This is a genomic window from Nitrosospira multiformis (assembly GCF_003050865.1).
GTDB classification, from domain to species: Bacteria; Pseudomonadota; Gammaproteobacteria; order Burkholderiales; family Nitrosomonadaceae; genus Nitrosospira; species Nitrosospira multiformis_E.
Window position 1 is genome coordinate 1 of the sequence record NZ_QAOK01000004.1, and the last position, 16,787, is coordinate 16,787.

At 53.6% G+C, this 16,787-nt stretch carries 17 protein-coding genes and 1 tRNA gene; all 18 read left to right on the forward strand.

Translation table 11 applies throughout. The features are described from left to right. The first annotated feature begins 494 nt into the window (after positions 1–494). The gene (pstC, locus tag C8R21_RS03110) at positions 495–1,427 is read left to right on the forward strand and encodes a phosphate ABC transporter permease subunit PstC (protein ID WP_107761406.1); all 933 of its coding nucleotides are present in this window, start codon (positions 495–497) and stop codon (positions 1,425–1,427) included. 113 nt (positions 1,428–1,540) lie between these two features. Next, positions 1,541–2,467: a phosphate ABC transporter permease PstA gene (gene pstA / locus C8R21_RS03115; RefSeq protein WP_074974394.1), complete on the forward strand. Its 927-nt coding sequence runs from the start codon at positions 1,541–1,543 to the stop codon at positions 2,465–2,467. Beyond that, a complete protein-coding gene (gene pstB / locus C8R21_RS03120; protein WP_074974393.1) occupies positions 2,461–3,270 on the forward strand; it encodes a phosphate ABC transporter ATP-binding protein PstB in 810 nt (269 codons plus the stop codon). The genes pstA and pstB overlap by 7 nt, the downstream gene beginning before the upstream one ends. 215 nt (positions 3,271–3,485) lie before the next feature. Then, positions 3,486–4,241, forward strand: coding sequence for a triose-phosphate isomerase (tpiA, locus tag C8R21_RS03125; protein WP_107761518.1), 756 nt, complete (start codon positions 3,486–3,488; stop codon positions 4,239–4,241). A gap of 17 nt (positions 4,242–4,258) precedes the next feature. Continuing rightward, positions 4,259–4,612: a preprotein translocase subunit SecG gene (gene secG, locus C8R21_RS03130; protein ID WP_107761407.1), complete on the forward strand. Its 354-nt coding sequence runs from the start codon at positions 4,259–4,261 to the stop codon at positions 4,610–4,612. 97 nt (positions 4,613–4,709) lie between these two features. Further along, positions 4,710–4,794 (forward strand) — tRNA-Leu (locus C8R21_RS03135). 105 nt (positions 4,795–4,899) lie between these two features. Further along, positions 4,900–5,256, forward strand: coding sequence for an NADH-quinone oxidoreductase subunit A (locus C8R21_RS03140; RefSeq protein ID WP_011380435.1), 357 nt, complete (start codon positions 4,900–4,902; stop codon positions 5,254–5,256). A 4-nt stretch (positions 5,257–5,260) separates the two neighbouring features. Beyond that, positions 5,261–5,737: a NuoB/complex I 20 kDa subunit family protein gene (locus C8R21_RS03145; protein ID WP_011380436.1), complete on the forward strand. Its 477-nt coding sequence runs from the start codon at positions 5,261–5,263 to the stop codon at positions 5,735–5,737. A gap of 8 nt (positions 5,738–5,745) precedes the next feature. Next, complete coding sequence (locus C8R21_RS03150; RefSeq protein ID WP_074974390.1) at positions 5,746–6,363, forward strand: NADH-quinone oxidoreductase subunit C; 618 nt, start codon at positions 5,746–5,748, stop codon at positions 6,361–6,363. Positions 6,364–6,384: 21 nt separating this feature from the next. Further along, positions 6,385–7,638 (forward strand): NADH-quinone oxidoreductase subunit D, encoded by a 1,254-nt coding sequence (locus C8R21_RS03155; RefSeq protein ID WP_074974389.1) that lies wholly within the window; start codon positions 6,385–6,387, stop codon positions 7,636–7,638. A gap of 27 nt (positions 7,639–7,665) precedes the next feature. Further along, a complete protein-coding gene (gene nuoE, locus C8R21_RS03160; protein ID WP_074974388.1) occupies positions 7,666–8,142 on the forward strand; it encodes an NADH-quinone oxidoreductase subunit NuoE in 477 nt (158 codons plus the stop codon). Next, positions 8,139–9,416 carry an NADH-quinone oxidoreductase subunit NuoF gene (gene nuoF / locus C8R21_RS03165; RefSeq protein ID WP_107761408.1) on the forward strand — a complete coding sequence of 426 codons (1,278 nt, stop codon included), beginning with the start codon at positions 8,139–8,141 and terminating at the stop codon, positions 9,414–9,416. The genes nuoE and nuoF overlap by 4 nt, the downstream gene beginning before the upstream one ends. A gap of 63 nt (positions 9,417–9,479) precedes the next feature. Further along, a complete protein-coding gene (gene nuoG / locus C8R21_RS03170) occupies positions 9,480–11,909 on the forward strand; it encodes an NADH-quinone oxidoreductase subunit NuoG (protein WP_107761409.1) in 2,430 nt (809 codons plus the stop codon). 22 nt (positions 11,910–11,931) lie between these two features. Continuing rightward, positions 11,932–13,032: an NADH-quinone oxidoreductase subunit NuoH gene (nuoH, locus tag C8R21_RS03175; RefSeq protein ID WP_074974385.1), complete on the forward strand. Its 1,101-nt coding sequence runs from the start codon at positions 11,932–11,934 to the stop codon at positions 13,030–13,032. A gap of 14 nt (positions 13,033–13,046) precedes the next feature. Further along, positions 13,047–13,535 carry an NADH-quinone oxidoreductase subunit NuoI gene (nuoI, locus tag C8R21_RS03180; RefSeq protein WP_107761410.1) on the forward strand — a complete coding sequence of 163 codons (489 nt, stop codon included), beginning with the start codon at positions 13,047–13,049 and terminating at the stop codon, positions 13,533–13,535. Positions 13,536–13,727: 192 nt separating this feature from the next. Further along, positions 13,728–14,333 carry an NADH-quinone oxidoreductase subunit J gene (locus C8R21_RS03190; protein WP_107761412.1) on the forward strand — a complete coding sequence of 202 codons (606 nt, stop codon included), beginning with the start codon at positions 13,728–13,730 and terminating at the stop codon, positions 14,331–14,333. A gap of 46 nt (positions 14,334–14,379) precedes the next feature. Continuing rightward, positions 14,380–14,685: an NADH-quinone oxidoreductase subunit NuoK gene (gene nuoK, locus C8R21_RS03195; protein ID WP_177171084.1), complete on the forward strand. Its 306-nt coding sequence runs from the start codon at positions 14,380–14,382 to the stop codon at positions 14,683–14,685. Positions 14,686–14,751: 66 nt separating this feature from the next. Then, positions 14,752–16,704, forward strand: a complete 1,953-nt coding sequence (gene nuoL / locus C8R21_RS03200; protein WP_107761413.1) for an NADH-quinone oxidoreductase subunit L — start codon at positions 14,752–14,754, stop codon at positions 16,702–16,704. Positions 16,705–16,787 lie beyond the last annotated feature (83 nt).

A 16,787-nucleotide genomic window follows, 5' to 3' on the forward strand; every position in this document is an offset into this window, starting at 1 on the left:
CAGAAACCGACCTGAACGAGAGCATCAAGCAGGGCAAGATGGTGCTCAAGCCCGAAAAGAAGGATGACGACGAGGAAGAGGAAGACGAGGAGTAAGCCGGAATCGGCAGAAAGAACTGCAGTGCGTTCTTTGCTACTGTAATTACCGATCCGGTTTATACTATCTCCTTGCTTCTGCTGTTTTCGCTGGATTCCAGGCTGAATCCAGCGAAAACACCCTGCTGTCTGCTATGCTTCACGCTTAATCAGTTCAGCCTGAATTTCCTGATCGAGAATTCGATTTCTGTCGTTACGGTTTATTCTCAGGACGCTGCACTTATATTGCATGTGACAGTGTCCGGGATTTACCCTCGATAGCCTAATCACTGAATGATCTTCTGGCTCGCCGTAGGGAGAGGCGGATTTCTTGTGTGTGAATGGTTGTCACGAAACTGTAACATTTCCATCATACTATTTAGGCCCTCCCAATGGTCTCACTTCAAGGTGCAGTTCCCGGTGACAGCGCGCCGCTCCGATAATACTTCCGACTCCAGTGCACTTGGATATAACTATCGCCGTCATCTGAGTGAGCGTTTTATTGAAGCTTTGCTTTTTTTGACGGCATTCGTTTCCGTCGCCATTACCCTTGCGATCGTCGCGATGCTGGTCACGGAATCCCTTTCATTTTTCGAGCATGTATCTCTCTGGGAATTTCTTACCGACACGCAATGGACGCCTCTGTTCGATAATGCGCATTACGGTATACTTCCACTTGTTTCCGGCACCGTAGTAAGCTCTGCTGTAGCCTTGCTCGTTGCTATCCCAATGGGCTCCATCACGGCCATCTATCTATCCGAGTTTGCGCCTTTCACCGTCCGTGAGGTGGCCAAGCCCTGTCTTGAACTGCTGGGGGGCGTGCCAACAGTTGTATACGGTTACTTTGCATTGCTGTTTGTTACGCCTCTATTGCAGAAAATTTTTCCGGAATTACCCGGTTTCAGTCTTCTTTCGGCAGGGCTGGTGATGGGTATCATGATCATTCCCTACGTAAGCTCCATGGCGGAAGATGCGATGCGCGCGGTACCCATGCATCTGCGGGAAGGCTCTTATGCAATGGGTGCGACCCGGTTCCAGACGGCTGTTCGCGTGGTAATGCCAGGAGCATTCTCGGGCATTGCCGCAGCTTATATTCTGGGTATTTCCCGGGCAGTGGGGGAAACGATGGTGGTTGCGATAGCAGCGGGAATGCAGCCAAATCTCACGTGGAATCCGATGGAACCTGCCGCTACCATCACCGCTTATATCGTTCAGGTAAGCCTGGGCGATCTGCCGCATGGCAGTATCGGATACCAGACTATCTTTGCAGCGGGATTGACCCTGCTGCTTATAACGCTGGTATTCAATATTATCGGGCATCTTCTGCGCAAGCGCTTCCGCGAAGTATATTGAAGCATGTTTCGAATCCTGTTTCCATGACCAGCTCGTTTCATTTCTAAAATTCCGTAGGTGGTTCCTGTTGAATCAAGCTCCCCGGTTTCCATTCCCTTTGCGAGAAGGTACCCATGAGTGACGCTCGAAATCTGAGGGAGATCCGCGCTATCATCGCCCGGCACAAGCTGGGGGATATGATCTTCCTTGTTACCGGTTTGCTTGTGCTGATGATTGCCGTACTTACGTTCATCGCCTTATTCTCGCACATGCTCATTGACGGCCTTCCTCGCTTGTCCTGGGATTTCTTTACATCCTTCCCCTCGCGGCGTCCAGGATCGGCAGGCATACTCTCCGCCTGGGTGGGGACCACTCTTGTAATGATAGTGACAGCCGCGGCAGCGGTGCCTCTGGGGATTGGAGCAGGCATCTATCTGGAAGAATATGCCCCTAAAAATATTCTTACCGAGATCATCGAGATCAATGTGACCAACCTTGCCGGCGTGCCATCGATTATCTACGGGCTTCTGGCGCTGAGCCTGTTTGTTCACCAGCTTGGATTCGGCCAGAGCATTCTCTCCGCGGGACTTGCGCTGGCTTTGCTGATCCTCCCGATCGTCATCGTTGCGACCCGGGAAGCGATACGCGCCATCCCGGTCACCATACGTGAAGGCGCCTATGCGCTGGGTGCAACCAAATGGCAAACTGTTTCTGACCATCTTCTGCCTTATTCCGCAGCCGGGATTCTCACCGGCATCATAATCGGCCTTGCGCGTGCAATTGGAGAAACGGCTCCCATTATCACCATCGGTGCCTTGACCTTTATTGCTTTCCTACCGCCATCCCCCTTCAAGGAGGAGTTTCCTTATATTTCCTTCGAATGGCTGATGGCGCCATTTACTGTCATGCCTATCCAGATGTTCAACTGGGTATCGCGCCCGGAAGAAGCGTTTCAGGTGAACGCAGCCGCGGCTGGCTTGGTACTGGTGGTAATGACTCTCACAATGAATGCGCTCGCGATCTATCTCCGCTACCGGATGCGCAAGAATCTCAAATGGTAGAAGATTTTTCGTCCGAGCATCCGGGGGGAGATGTTTCGCCATCCCAATACAAGTCCGAAGTCAGGAACCTGAGTTTCTACTACGGTTCATTTTCGGCGCTCAAGAACATCAACATGATGCTGCATGAAAAAAAGGTGACCGCCTTGATCGGTCCCTCGGGGTGCGGCAAGTCGACCTTCCTGCGCTGCTTCAACCGCATGCATGATCTCTATCCGGGGAATCGCTACATGGGGGACATTATCCTTCACCCGGATAATGTCAATATTCTTTCCCGGAGCGTGGACCCTATTGAAGTACGCATGCGCATCAGCATGGTATTTCAGAAACCCAATCCTTTTCCGAAATCCATTTATGAGAATGTTGCTTATGGTTTACGGGTCCGGGGGGTCAGACGCCGCGCGATACTGGATGAAAAAGTGGAAGACGCACTCAGGGGTGCCGCCCTGTGGGATGAAGTGAAGGATCGCCTGCATCAGCTTGCTTACAATCTTTCGGGCGGACAGCAACAGCGGTTGTGCATCGCGCGTGCACTTGCAACCGACCCTGAGATTCTCCTGTTCGATGAACCCACTTCTGCCCTTGACCCCATTGCCACAGCCAGCATAGAGGAACTTATAGCCGATCTGAAAGACAAGGTAACGATCCTGATCGTCACACATAACATGCAGCAGGCTGCCCGTGTGTCGGATTACACCGCCTACATGTACCTGGGCGAAGTGATCGAGTTTGGGGTGACGGATACGATTTTCATCAAACCTAAAAACAAACAGACGGAAGATTACATTACCGGGCGCTTCGGATAAGGAGTGCTTCAGCCAACTTTTCCCTTTTTCCCCTTTTCAGCTGCCGGGAAATTTTTATTCATTCAGCCGTAAGGCTTTTCTGCCTGAAAAATCCTGGCTTGCAGGAATACCTATCTGGCCAGCGGTTCAAAGCTTGACGCAGCCCCCGATTGACCCCGTATCCATTCACAGGTAACATTCGCAGCTTTCAAGTTAAAGGCGAATCCTTCATGGCTATACGTTCCAGGCTGGTTGCGGGTAACTGGAAAATGCACGGCGGAACGCTGCAGAACCGGGATTTGCTAAATGCAGTTCTTGCTGAGACGGCAGACCTGAGCGGAGTCGAGTTGGCGGTATGCGTACCTTATCCTTACTTACCCCAGGTGCAATCGATTCTGGAAGGTACACACGTTTCCTGGGGTGCCCAGAACGTGAGCCAGCACGAAAAAGGCGCCTATACCGGTGAAGTTTCAGGGCCCATGCTGCTGGATTTTGGCTGTCGCTACGTGATTGTCGGTCACTCCGAGCGGCGGGCGCTGTATGTTGAGGATAGCCACACCGTAGCGCTCAAATTCAAGGCGGCACAAGGCGTCGGCCTGATACCTATTTTATGTGTTGGTGAAACTCTCGAGCAGCGGGAGGCCGGGATTACGGAGCAGGTTGTGGCAGAGCAACTGGATGCGGTGGTGAAGTCGGCGGGGATAAATGCCTTGGGCGCGGCGGTGCTGGCTTATGAACCGGTGTGGGCCATTGGCACCGGCAAGACCGCGAGCCCCGATCAGGCTCAGGAGGTACATTCGTTTATTCGCGGCAGAATTGCTGCCGACGCAGCGGAAGTAGCTGAGGGATTGAAAATTCTTTATGGCGGCAGTGTCAAGGCGGCCAACGCCACTGAGCTATTCGCCATGCCTGACATTGACGGTGGATTGATTGGCGGCGCTTCGCTCGTTGCCGAAGAATTTATCGCGATTGCCCAGGCCGCGAAAGATTAATTCTTATTGGAGCAACTTTGGAAACACTGATCTGGATACTACATGTCTTGTCCGCAGTGGGCGTAATCGTCCTGGTTCTGCTGCAGCACGGCAAAGGTGCGGATATGGGCGCGGCTTTTGGCAGTGGCTCGTCAGGAAGTTTGTTTGGCGCCAGTGGTTCCGCGAACTTCCTCAGCCGGACGACAGGCGTTCTGGCTGCCGTATTTTTCATGACCAGCCTTGGCCTGACCTACCTTTCCACCAACAGGAGCGAGAGTGGAGGAGTGATGGACAAAGCTGTGCCGATTCAATCTGTCAAGCCCGTAGAGCCTGCTCCGGCAGCGCCTGCAGCAGAAGAGGGACCTTCCAAGGCAACAGAAATACCTGAGTAAGTTAATGCTGAGCTAATTGAACAACCGGCTGGAATTGTGTTCTAACCAGATTACGTTCCGACCCGGTGTTCAAATTAAACGGCATTCAAATTAAGCTGCCGACGTGGTGGAATTGGTAGACACGCCGTCTTGAGGGGGCGGTGGCGAAAGCTGTGCGAGTTCGAGTCTCGCCGTCGGCACCATTTACAGCAACAGGACTGAGCATCAGGCAAGCAGGAATACCGACAAAGGTATATAAATGTTACCTGGAAACAAGTCTTATATTTGTTCGATAGCTAACACATCACATGCTCGAAAACTATTTTCCTATTCTGTTGTTTATCCTGCTTGGCCTTGCCATAGGGGCTTTGGCAATGGGATTTGGCTGGCTGTTCGGTCCCAATCGTCCAGATAGCGAGAAACTGTCTCCATATGAATGCGGATTTGAGGCGTTTGAAGACGCCCGCATGAAATTCGACGTGCGCTACTATCTGGTAGCCATTCTGTTTATTCTGTTCGATCTGGAGATAGCGTTCCTGTTCCCATGGGCAGTGGTATTGAATGAAATCGGCCTGTTCGGTTTTATTGCAATGATGGTTTTTCTCGGCATCCTTGTCGTCGGCTTCATTTACGAGTGGACGAAGGGCGCTCTGGAGTGGGATTGAGGCCATGAGTACGAATGGAGTAATGGAAAAAGGCTTTGTCACTACAAGCCTCGACTCGGTCATCAACTGGGGGCGTACCGGCTCGATGTGGCCGATGACTTTTGGCCTGGCATGCTGCGCCGTCGAAATGATGCAGGCAGGCGCATCCCGTTACGATCTTGACCGCTTTGGAATTGTGTTTCGTCCCAGTCCGCGTCAGTCGGACGTCATGATTGTTGCCGGAACCCTTTGCAATAAAATGGCGCCTGCTCTCCGCAAGGTATATGACCAGATGGCAGAGCCGCGCTGGGTGATATCCATGGGCTCCTGCGCCAATGGCGGCGGTTATTATCATTACTCCTACTCGGTGGTGCGCGGATGTGACCGTATCGTCCCGGTCGATATTTATGTCCCTGGTTGCCCGCCTACCGCGGAAGCCCTGTTGTACGGCATTATCCAGCTCCAGAACAAGATCCACCGCACCAATACCATCGCTCGTTAGGCTCATCTATGTCGTCCACTCGTCTGGAAACGCTCGCGCTTTGCCTTCAGAATGTGTTGGCGGATAAACTTGCCAACATTGATCAGCAACTGGACCAGCTCATCATTACGGTGCTTCCAGCTAACCTGTTGCCGGTGATGAGAGCCTTGCGCGACCATCCCGAACTGGGTTTCGAGATGCTCATCGACCTGTGTGGAGTGGATTACTCCATCTATGGGGTAGAGCCCACTTCGGAGCAAGGACGCGAGGGCAAACGCTTCGCTGTCGTTTATCACCTGCTTTCGATCCGGCATAACCGCAGAGTGCGTGTAAAGGCATTCCCCGAGGATGACCAATTTCCGGTTGTGGATTCGGTAATAGATATATGGCCCTCCGCCAACTGGTTTGAACGCGAAGCATTCGATCTTTTTGGCATCGTGTTCACCGGTCACCCCGACCTGCGCCGTATCCTCACAGATTACGGATTTATCGGCAATCCATTCCGTAAGGATTTTCCGCTCAGCGGCAACGTGGAGATGCGCTACGATCCCGACCAACAGCGGGTCATCTATCAGCCGGTCACCATAGAACCGCGCCAGATCACGCCCCGTGTTATCCGGGAAGAGCATTATGGGGACTCTGAATGAGATTTTTGTGGTCTGTTAACGATGGCTGAGATACGTAACTACACGATGAACTTCGGGCCGCAGCATCCAGCCGCCCACGGTGTCTTGCGACTGGTGCTGGAGCTCGACGGAGAAGTCATACAACGCGCCGATCCGCACATCGGGCTGCTGCACCGTGCAACGGAAAAGCTTGCCGAATACAAGACATATATCCAGTCAGTCCCTTATATGGACAGATTGGACTATGTCTCCATGATGTCCAACGAGCACGCGTATGTAATGGCAATCGAGAAGCTGCTTCAGCTCGAAGTGCCAATACGCGCGCAGTATATCCGGGTGATGTTCGACGAAATCACGCGGATACTCAATCATCTTCTGTGGCTGGGAGCACATGCCCTGGACGTGGGCGCGATGACGGTATTCCTTTACGCATTCCGTGACCGGGAAGACCTGATGGATGCTTATGAAGCGGTTTCAGGCGCAAGGATGCACGCAGCCTACTACCGGCCGGGCGGCGTTTATCGGGATTTACCGGATTCGATACCGCAATACAAGGCGTCGAAAATTCATGACGAAAAAACAATCAAGGCGCGCAACGAGAATCGCCAGGGCTCGCTGCTCGATTTCCTCGAAGATTTCACCAACCGGTTTCCAACGTACGTCGATGAGTACGAGACCCTGCTTACCGACAATCGTATCTGGAAACAGCGGCTGGTAGGCATCGGAACGGTTTCTCCCGAACGGGCAATGGCTCTGGGATTCACAGGTCCCATGCTGCGCGGGTCCGGGGTCGAGTGGGATCTGCGGAAGAAGCAGCCCTATGAGGTCTACGATCAACTCGACTTCGATATACCTGTCGGCGTCAATGGAGATTGCTACGACCGGTATCTGGTCCGGATCGAAGAATTCCGGCAATCCAATCGCCTCATCAGGCAATGTATCGATTGGTTGCGCAAGAATCCGGGTCCGGTCATAACGGATAACCACAAGGTCGCGCCGCCTTCCCGTGTGAACATGAAGCAGAACATGGAGGAACTGATCCATCATTTCAAGCTTTTCACTGAAGGATTTCACGTGCCACCCGGTGAAACCTACGCGGCGGTAGAGCACCCGAAAGGGGAATTCGGCATTTACCTGATATCGGATGGCGCCAACATGCCTTACCGCATGAAAATCCGCGCTCCGGGCTTTGCCCATCTGGCAGCGCTGGACGAAATGTCGCGAGGCCATATGATTGCCGATGTGGTTGCCATCATTGGTACCCAGGACATTGTGTTTGGTGAAATAGACAGATGACACACCGAAGGTGAAACGGCTATCAACATGCTAAGCGCAGAGTCTCTGAAAAAAATCGACTACGAGTTGACCAAATATCCCGCAGACCAGAAGCAATCCGCGGTAATGTCGGCGCTCGCCATCGCCCAGGATGAGAAAGGGTGGCTGACCACCGAAACGATGGATTTTGTGGCGGAGTACCTGGACATGCCGTCGATCGCCGTATACGAAGTGGCTACTTTCTACAATATGTACAATTTGCAGCCAATCGGAAAATACAAGATCACGGTCTGCACGAATCTTCCATGTGCGCTGTCCGGCGCGAACGAGGCAGTCGCCCATTTCCGGGAAAGGTTGGGAATAGGCTTCAACGAGACCACTACGGATGGAAAGTTTACCTTGAAAGAAGGGGAATGTATGGGTGCGTGTGGAGATGCGCCGGTTCTCCTGGTCAATAACAAACGCATGTGCAGCTTCATGTCCAATGACAAGATCGACCAGTTGCTGGAGGATTTGAGCAAATGAGCCAGCCTGCGCAGATACTGCTGGCCGGGTTGAGCCCGTCGGATCCCGACGATTGGCGACTGAAGAATTACGAACAGCGTGAAGGGTATGTTGCCCTCAGAAAAATCCTGAGCGAGAAAATTCCCCCGGAAAAGATTATCGAGGAGGTAAAGAAATCTGCCTTGCGAGGTCGTGGGGGTGCCGGTTTTCCGACCGGGCTGAAATGGAGCTTCATGCCCAAGCAGTACGAAGGCGACAAATATCTGGTATGCAATTCCGATGAAGGCGAACCTGGTACCTTCAAGGATCGCGACATCATGCGTCACAACCCGCATATGCTGATCGAGGGCATGCTGATCGGAGCCTATGCGATGGGTATCAGGGCCGGTTACAACTACGTGCACGGCGAAATCTGGGACGTCTACGAGCGCATGGAAGAGGCAGTGGATGAAGCCCGTGCGGCGGGCTATCTGGGGGATAACATCCTCGGTTCCGATTTCAGCTTTCAGTTATACAACCATCATGGCTACGGCGCCTATATCTGCGGCGAGGAAACAGCGCTGCTTGAGTCGCTGGAAGGCAAAAAAGGTCAACCGCGCTTCAAGCCGCCTTTTCCGGCAAGTTTCGGTCTCTATGGTAAACCGACTACCATCAACAACACGGAGACATTTGCGGCGGTACCGTGGATTATCCGCCACGGCGGTGACAAGTTTCTGCAACTGGGTAAGCCAAACAACGGCGGAACTAAGATTTTTTCTGTTTCCGGTCACGTGAACAAGCCTGGTAATTATGAAGTGCCGCTGGGTACGCCGTTCGCAACCCTGTTGGAGATGGCTGGCGGCATGCGCGGCGGGCGCAAGCTGAAAGGGTGCATTCCAGGTGGTTCATCCATGCCGGTATTGCCGGGCGATGTCATGATGCAGACCGATATGGACTATGACTCGATTGCCAAGGCGGGATCATTTCTCGGTTCAGGCGCGGTCATTATCATGGACGATACGACCTGCATGGTCAGGGCACTGGAGCGCTTATCCTATTTTTACTATGAAGAATCCTGCGGCCAGTGTACGCCCTGCCGTGAAGGCACGGGATGGCTTTACCGTATCGTCCATCGGATCGAAACAGGAAAAGGCCGCCTGGAAGACCTGGATCTGCTCAATAATCTCGCCGACAACATTCAGGGACGCACGATCTGCGCATTGGGTGACGCGGCTGCCATGCCGGTGCGTGCCATGATTCAGCATTTCCGTGATGAATTTGCGTACCACGTCGAACACAAGAAATGCCTGGTGTAACACGGATGAAGTCATGAGTCTTTTCTTGTTTGCGGCTGCTTGTTGCCCCGGAGCACATACGTAATGATCAATTTCGAAATCGACGGTAAACCGGTGTCCGTGCCCAAGAATGGCACGGTAATGGATGGCGCCAATCAGCTCGGCATATACATTCCTCATTTCTGCTATCACAAGAAACTCTCCATTGCGGCCAACTGTCGCATGTGCCTCGTGCAGGTGGAGAAAGCGCCCAAGCCGCTGCCTGCGTGTGCCACGCCTGCGATGGAGGGCATGAAAGTTTTCACCCACTCCGGGCAGGCAGTAACAGCCCAAAAAGGTGTGATGGAATTTCTGCTCATCAATCATCCGCTGGACTGTCCGATTTGCGATCAAGGTGGGGAGTGCCAGTTGCAGGATCTGGCCGTGGGCTACGGAGCAAGTTCGTCGCGTTATACCGAAGCCAAGCGTGTGGTGGCCAACAAGAATCTCGGGCCGCTGATTTCTACCGACATGACCCGTTGTATCCATTGCACGCGTTGCGTGCGCTTCGGGCAGGAAATCGCGGGGATCATGGAATTGGGCATGGCGGGACGTGGCGAGCACGCGGAGATCCTGGCGTTTGTCGGCAAAACCGTGGATTCGGAGTTATCCGGCAACGTGATCGATCTGTGCCCGGTAGGCGCCCTTGTCAGCAAGCCCTTTCGCTATTCCGCCCGCACCTGGGAGCTGTCACGCCGGAAATCCATAAGCCCGCATTGCGGTCTTGGCTCCAATCTCATCGTCCAGATAAAGCAGAATCGCGTGATGCGCGTGCTGCCCCGCGAGAACGAGGAAATCAACGAGTGCTGGCTATCGGACAAAGACCGTTTTTCCTACGAGGGGTTAAACTCCGAGGAGCGTCTTACCAGGCCGATGATAAAGCAGGGAGGCGTGTGGCAGGAATGCGACTGGCAAACTGCGCTGGAGTTTGTGGCCAATGGCCTCAAAGATGTGAAAGAAAAGTATGGAGCGGAAAGCATCGGGGCGCTGGGTTCTGCTCACAGCACGCTTGAAGAACTTTACCTGTTGCAGAAACTTGCAAGGGGATTAGGCAGTGCAAGTGTGGATCATCGCGTGCGCCAGAGCGATTTCCGTGCGGACTCGCAGATGCAGGGTGCTCCCTGGCTGGGAATGCCCATTGCCGAAATTTCGCAGTTGAAGTCACTGCTCGTCATAGGCAGCACCTTGCGCAAGGACCATCCTCTCCTTGCGCACCGTATCCGCCATGCCGTGAAGCACGGCGCGCAATTGAATGTGATCAACCCGATCGACGATGATCTGCTGACCAAGGTAAGAAATCGTGCTATTGTTGCGCCCGACAAAATGGTATCCATGCTGGCAGAGGTGTTGAAAGCTGTTGCCGAGTTGAAGGGTGTGGAGATTCCCGATGACGCCAAGAACGCCTTGAGCACTGTCAGTGCGAGCGACACTGCCCATGCGATGGCGGCCAGTCTCAACGACAACAAACCCGCTGCGGTTTTCATCGGAAATCTTGCGCAACATCACCCCCGCTACGCGGATATCTGCAAGCTGGCCCAGCATATCGCACAAATTTCCGACGCTCGCTTCGGAGTGCTGGGAGAGGCTGCAAACAGCGTCGGAGCTTATATTGCCGATGCGATTCCCTTTGGTAACCGTAACGCGGATACTGCCGGAGGCAGGCATGGAGGGCAGGGCGCCAATGCGTCACAAATGCTCGGCATGGACGACCCGGCAAGCGAGACCGGATGCAAGGCATACATCCTGTTGAACCTGGAGCCGGAGCTGGATAGCTACAACCCCCAGCGCGCCGTCAAAGCACTGGCGGCGGCCGATCTGGTTGTAATGATGAGTGCATACAAGAGCCACGCCGCCATTCAGGAAAATTATGCGGATGTATTGCTGCCGATTGCACCCTTCACGGAAACCTCGGGTACTTTCATCAGCACAGAAGGGAGGGTGCAAAGCTTCAACGGTGTGGTTGCGCCGCTCGGGGAAACGCGTCCCGCATGGAAGGTATTGCGGGTGCTGGGTAATATTCTGCAACTTGATGGCTTCGATTATGAAACGTCGGAGCAGGTGCGGGCGGACGTTCTTCCGGCCGGAAACGACGTCAGCGCATGGTTGAATAATAGTTTGGGAAGTCTTGCTGTGAGTCCCATTGAAGCCGGTAAGGAAAATAAGGGAAGCGAAGGGTTGCAACGTATTGGTGAGGTTCCGATTTACCAGGCCGACCTCATCGTGCGCCGTGCGGAGTCGTTGCAGCGCACGCGCGATGCGGCTGCGCCTTTAGCATGGATGCCGGGGAGCCTCATGATGCAATTGGGCCTGCGGACCGACGAAGTCATACGGCTGAAGCAGGGAGAAGGTGAGGTGCGGATGCCTGTCGCGCAGGACGACAGCTTGCCAGCCAACTGCATAAGGGTTGTCTCCGCTCACCCTTCGACTGCGGCGCTGGGTGGAATGTTTGATCAGATCACGGTGGAAAAATCGTGACGAACGGTACTCGGATTATCTGATGGAATACGCGCAACAACTGTTCGGGGATTTTTTTGGTCCTGAGTGGGGACCTGCTCTTTTCCTGCTGGTGAAGAATGTCCTTCTGATTGTGGCCATCGTGCTGCCACTGATGCTGGCAGTCGCCTATCTCACATTCGCCGAACGCAAAATCATTGGCTATATGCAACTGCGCGTGGGTCCCAATCGGGTAACCTTCTTTGGCATCCCCTGGCTGGGGGGGTGGGCGCAACCCATTGCCGACGCGGTAAAGGCGGTGATGAAAGAAATCATCATCCCGAGTGGAGCGAACAAAATCCTGTTCGTGCTTGCGCCCATACTGACGTTCGCCCCGGCACTGGCGGCCTGGGCAGTCATTCCCTTTTCTCCGGATGTGGTCCTGGCGGACATCAACGCCGGCCTGCTTTATATTCTGGCCATGACCTCGATGGGGATCTATGGCATCATCATTGCGGGATGGGCTTCCAACTCCAAATACGCATTCCTGGGAGCAATGCGTTCGGCGGCTCAAGTAGTTTCTTACGAACTGGCCATGGGTTTTGCGCTCGTGTGCGTGCTCATGATGTCACAGAGCCTGAACCTGGGTGACATCGTCAAGGGCCAGCAAGGCGCCAGCATGCTGAACTGGTATCTGATACCGCTGTTTCCCATGTTTCTGGTTTATTTCATTTCCGGCGTCGCGGAAACCAATCGTGCTCCATTCGATGTCGCCGAGGGTGAATCCGAAATCGTGGCGGGCTTTCATGTCGAGTATTCGGGCATGGCGTTCACAGTGTTTTTTCTGGCGGAATATTCCAACATGATCCTGGTGGCCACGCTTGCAAGCATCATATTCCTGGGTGGATGGCTGCCTCCTGTCAACGTTGCGCCGTTTACCCTGGTTCCCGGCTTCATCTGGCTGGTCCTGAAAGCATCATTTCTATTGTTCTGTTTTCTCTGGTTCCGCGCTACGTTTCCACGTTATCGCTACGACCAGATCATGCGTCTTGGCTGGAAGGTGTTCATTCCGATCACGCTCGTCTGGATAGTGGTGCTCGGCCTGGTGATGCAGCTTCCGGCGTCGATTCGGAGCGCATTCCCGCTTAACTTGTGGTTTCACTGACACAGGAGGAAGCCATGAACCGAATCAAGGATTTTTTCCGTACTTTCCTGCTGTTCGAGCTCATCAAAGGAATGATGCTGACGGGGCGAAACATGTTCGCGCGGAAGATCACGGTGTATTTTCCCGAAGAAAAGACGCCGCAATCTCCTCGCTTCAGAGGTTTGCATGCCTTGCGCAGATACCCTAACGGAGAAGAGCGCTGCATAGCCTGCAAGCTGTGCGAAGCGGTATGCCCGGCATTGGCGATTACCATCGAATCCGAGCAGCGCGAGGATGGAACGCGGCGTACCACGCGATATGACATCGATCTGACGAAGTGCATATTCTGCGGTTTCTGCGAGGAATCCTGTCCGGTGGACTCGATTGTGGAGACGCGCATCCTGGAATACCACGGGGAGAAGCGTGGTGACCTCGTCTATACCAAGCAGATGCTGCTGGCGGTGGGGGACCGGTATGAGGAACAGATAGCAAAGGATCGGGCAGCCGATGCAGGTTACCGATGAATCGCGCTTGGCTCGCCAATATTGGCCGTGGATATTTTCATCAGGTCGAGGCATACACTGCCTTCGTTACGGGAGCGCTGGATTGTCGCGCTCGTCACGCTTATCCGCAGAAACAAGCGGGAGACATTTTCATGAGCTCATTTTTATCTTACCTGGACCCTTCCAGACTCCCGGATTTCTAGAAGTACCTATATGAGTTTTGCAGATATAATCTTCTACTTTTTTTCCGCGGTACTGGTGGCCTCGGCCCTCGGGGTTATCACCGCGCGCAATCCGGTGCACTCGGCATTGTTGCTGGTGCTGGCCTTTTTTGCCTCCGCCGGATTATGGCTGCTGCTGGAAGCGGAATTTCTTGCCATTACCCTGGTGCTGGTCTACGTGGGAGCGGTGATGGTGCTGTTTCTGTTCGTCGTGATGATGCTCGACATCAATCTTGCGCGGCTTAGGGAAGGCTTCTGGAAGTGGTTTCCGTTCGGATTATTGCTCGGCTTGCTGATGTCGATCGAGATGGCCATGGTCCTGACAGGCAAGCAGTTCGGTGCCGACGAGCTCCCCGCCCCGGCGGCGCGGGCGGCCGACTACAGCAACACCAAGGAACTGGGGCGCCTGATCTACACTGAATACGTTTATGCCTTTGAGCTCGCTGCGGTGATTCTGCTGGTCGCGATTGTGGCTGCAATCGCGCTGACCTTGCGTCAGCGCAGCGGGAGCAAATCCATGGATGTCGCCAAACAGGTAGCGGTGAAGCGTGAAGACCGCATCCGCATCGTGTCGATGGCATCCGAGAAGAAAGAATAAAAGTAATATATTGCGGCGTTTTTACGCCGCCATGAAAGGGGGTGTAGTGGTTTCGTTATCCCATTATCTTGTTATCGGTGCGATTCTGTTTGCCATCAGTATTGTCGGTATCTTCCTCAACAGAAAGAACGTGATCATCCTGTTGATGGCCATTGAGCTGATGCTATTGGCGGTAAATATGAATTTTGTTGCTTTTTCGCATTATCTCCAGGACGCATCCGGTCAAGTGTTCGTGTTTTTCATCCTTACCGTTGCTGCAGCGGAGTCTGCCATCGGACTTGCGATACTGGTTGTGCTGTTTCGCAGCCTGCGCACCATTGATGTCGATGACCTGGACAGGCTTAAAGGCTGAGGCTAATCGCCAGGTTCAATAGTTCGGAGTCGGTATCGCTGGTTCAAAAACAAAAACCTGAATTTCATGACTGAGATGCAAAATCTATACCTGTTGGTGCCTCTGGCGCCGCTGGCGGGGGCGCTCATAGCCGGCCTGCTTGGACGTGTGATTGGTCCTGCAGCAAGCCATCGCGTCACCATTGCCCTTATGTTCGTCTGCGTGGCAGCGTCGATTGCCGTGTTCCTCGATGTGCTGAAAGGGAACGTATACAACGGCACGGTTTATACCTGGCTGACATCGGGTGGCGTGCGTTTCGAAGTAGGATTTCTGATCGATCAGCTTTCCGCGACCATGATGGTTGTGGTGAGTTTCGTATCGCTGATGGTGCATATCTATACCATCGGTTATATGCATGACGACCCTGGCTATCAGCGCTTTTTCAGCTATATCTCGCTTTTTACCTTCTCCATGCTGATGCTGGTGATGTCCAACAATTTCCTCCAGTTGTTCTTCGGATGGGAAGCGGTAGGACTGGTCTCATATCTCTTGATCGGCTTCTGGTATACGCGCCCGACGGCCATTTACGCGAATCTGAAGGCGTTCCTGGTCAATCGTGTCGGTGACTTCGGTTTTCTCCTGGGCATCGGTCTGGTATTGGTGTATTTCGGAACGCTGGATTATGCTGCCGTGTTTGCCCAGGCGCCCAACGTCGCGGCTGAGACGATCGAAATCACTTCCGGTTCGCCCTGGGCAATACTGACCGTCATCTGCATCCTGCTTTTCGTCGGCGCCATGGGTAAATCGGCTCAGTTTCCGCTCCATGTATGGCTGCCGGATTCGATGGAAGGTCCCACGCCCATTTCGGCGCTGATTCATGCTGCAACCATGGTCACCGCCGGTATTTTCATGGTGGCACGTATGTCACCCCTCTTCGAACTGACCGAGACCGCACTCTCCGTGGTGCTGGTGATAGGTGGCATCACGACCTTGTTCATGGCGCTGGTGGCGATCGTTCAGTACGACATCAAGCGCGTCGTGGCATACTCGACCCTGTCGCAACTCGGCTACATGACGGTGGCGCTCGGGGCGTCCGCTTATCCGGCCGCGATTTTTCACCTCATGACGCATGCCTTTTTCAAGGCAGTGCTGTTCCTTGGCGCAGGTTCCGTGATTATTGCAATGCATCATGAACAGGATATGCGCAAGATGGGCGGACTCAAGAAATACATGCCCATTACCTACTGGACAATGTTTGTTGCCGCACTCGCCAGTGCCGGTGTCCCGGGCCTCTCGGGCTTCTTCTCAAAGGAGTCGATCATAGAAGCGGTGCACTTTGCCGATATCCCCGGTGCCGGCTTTGCCTATTTCTGTGCCGTGGCTACTGTCTTCGTAACCGCATTTTATACCTTTCGCCTGCTGTTCATGACGTTCCACGGTCAGCCGCGCATGGACCATCACACTGAAGAGCATTTGCATGAATCTTCCTGGGTGGTGACCCTGCCTCTCGTTGCCCTCGCCATACCGACCATTGGCGCAGGCTGGCTGATAGGCCCGATGCTGTTTGGCGATTACTTTGACAATACGATACAGATCGCGCCTCAACACGAAGCAATGGCGAAATTGGCAGCGGAGTTTCACGGCATACCGGAGATGATGAGGCATGCGCTTTCCACCATCCCCTTCTGGTTATCCGTTGCAGGTATCTTTGCCGCCTGGTATCTCTATATTGCAAAACCCGATCTGCCCGGGAAAATCAAGGGGGCGGCAGGACCGTTTGCAACGCTGCTCGAGCGCAAATACTTCATAGACGAACTCTATTCCTGGCTGTTTGCGGGCGGTGCGCGCTTTCTTGGCCGGGGATTATGGAAGTTCGGGGATGTCAAGGTAATTGACGGGTTCTTTGTGAATGGCACGGCGGGGTTAGTAGCCGGAGCCTCCACATTGATGCGCCGCTTCCAAACTGGCTACATCTATCACTACGCGTTCACCATGATCGTTGGCGTGTTTATACTGATGAGTTTGTGGTTGTTCTGGTAATGGGACAACGAAAAATACAATAAAAATGTTAGTTGTGGGACCATCCCGCATCCGCTGCACGCTAATGAAAAAAATGGAATAGA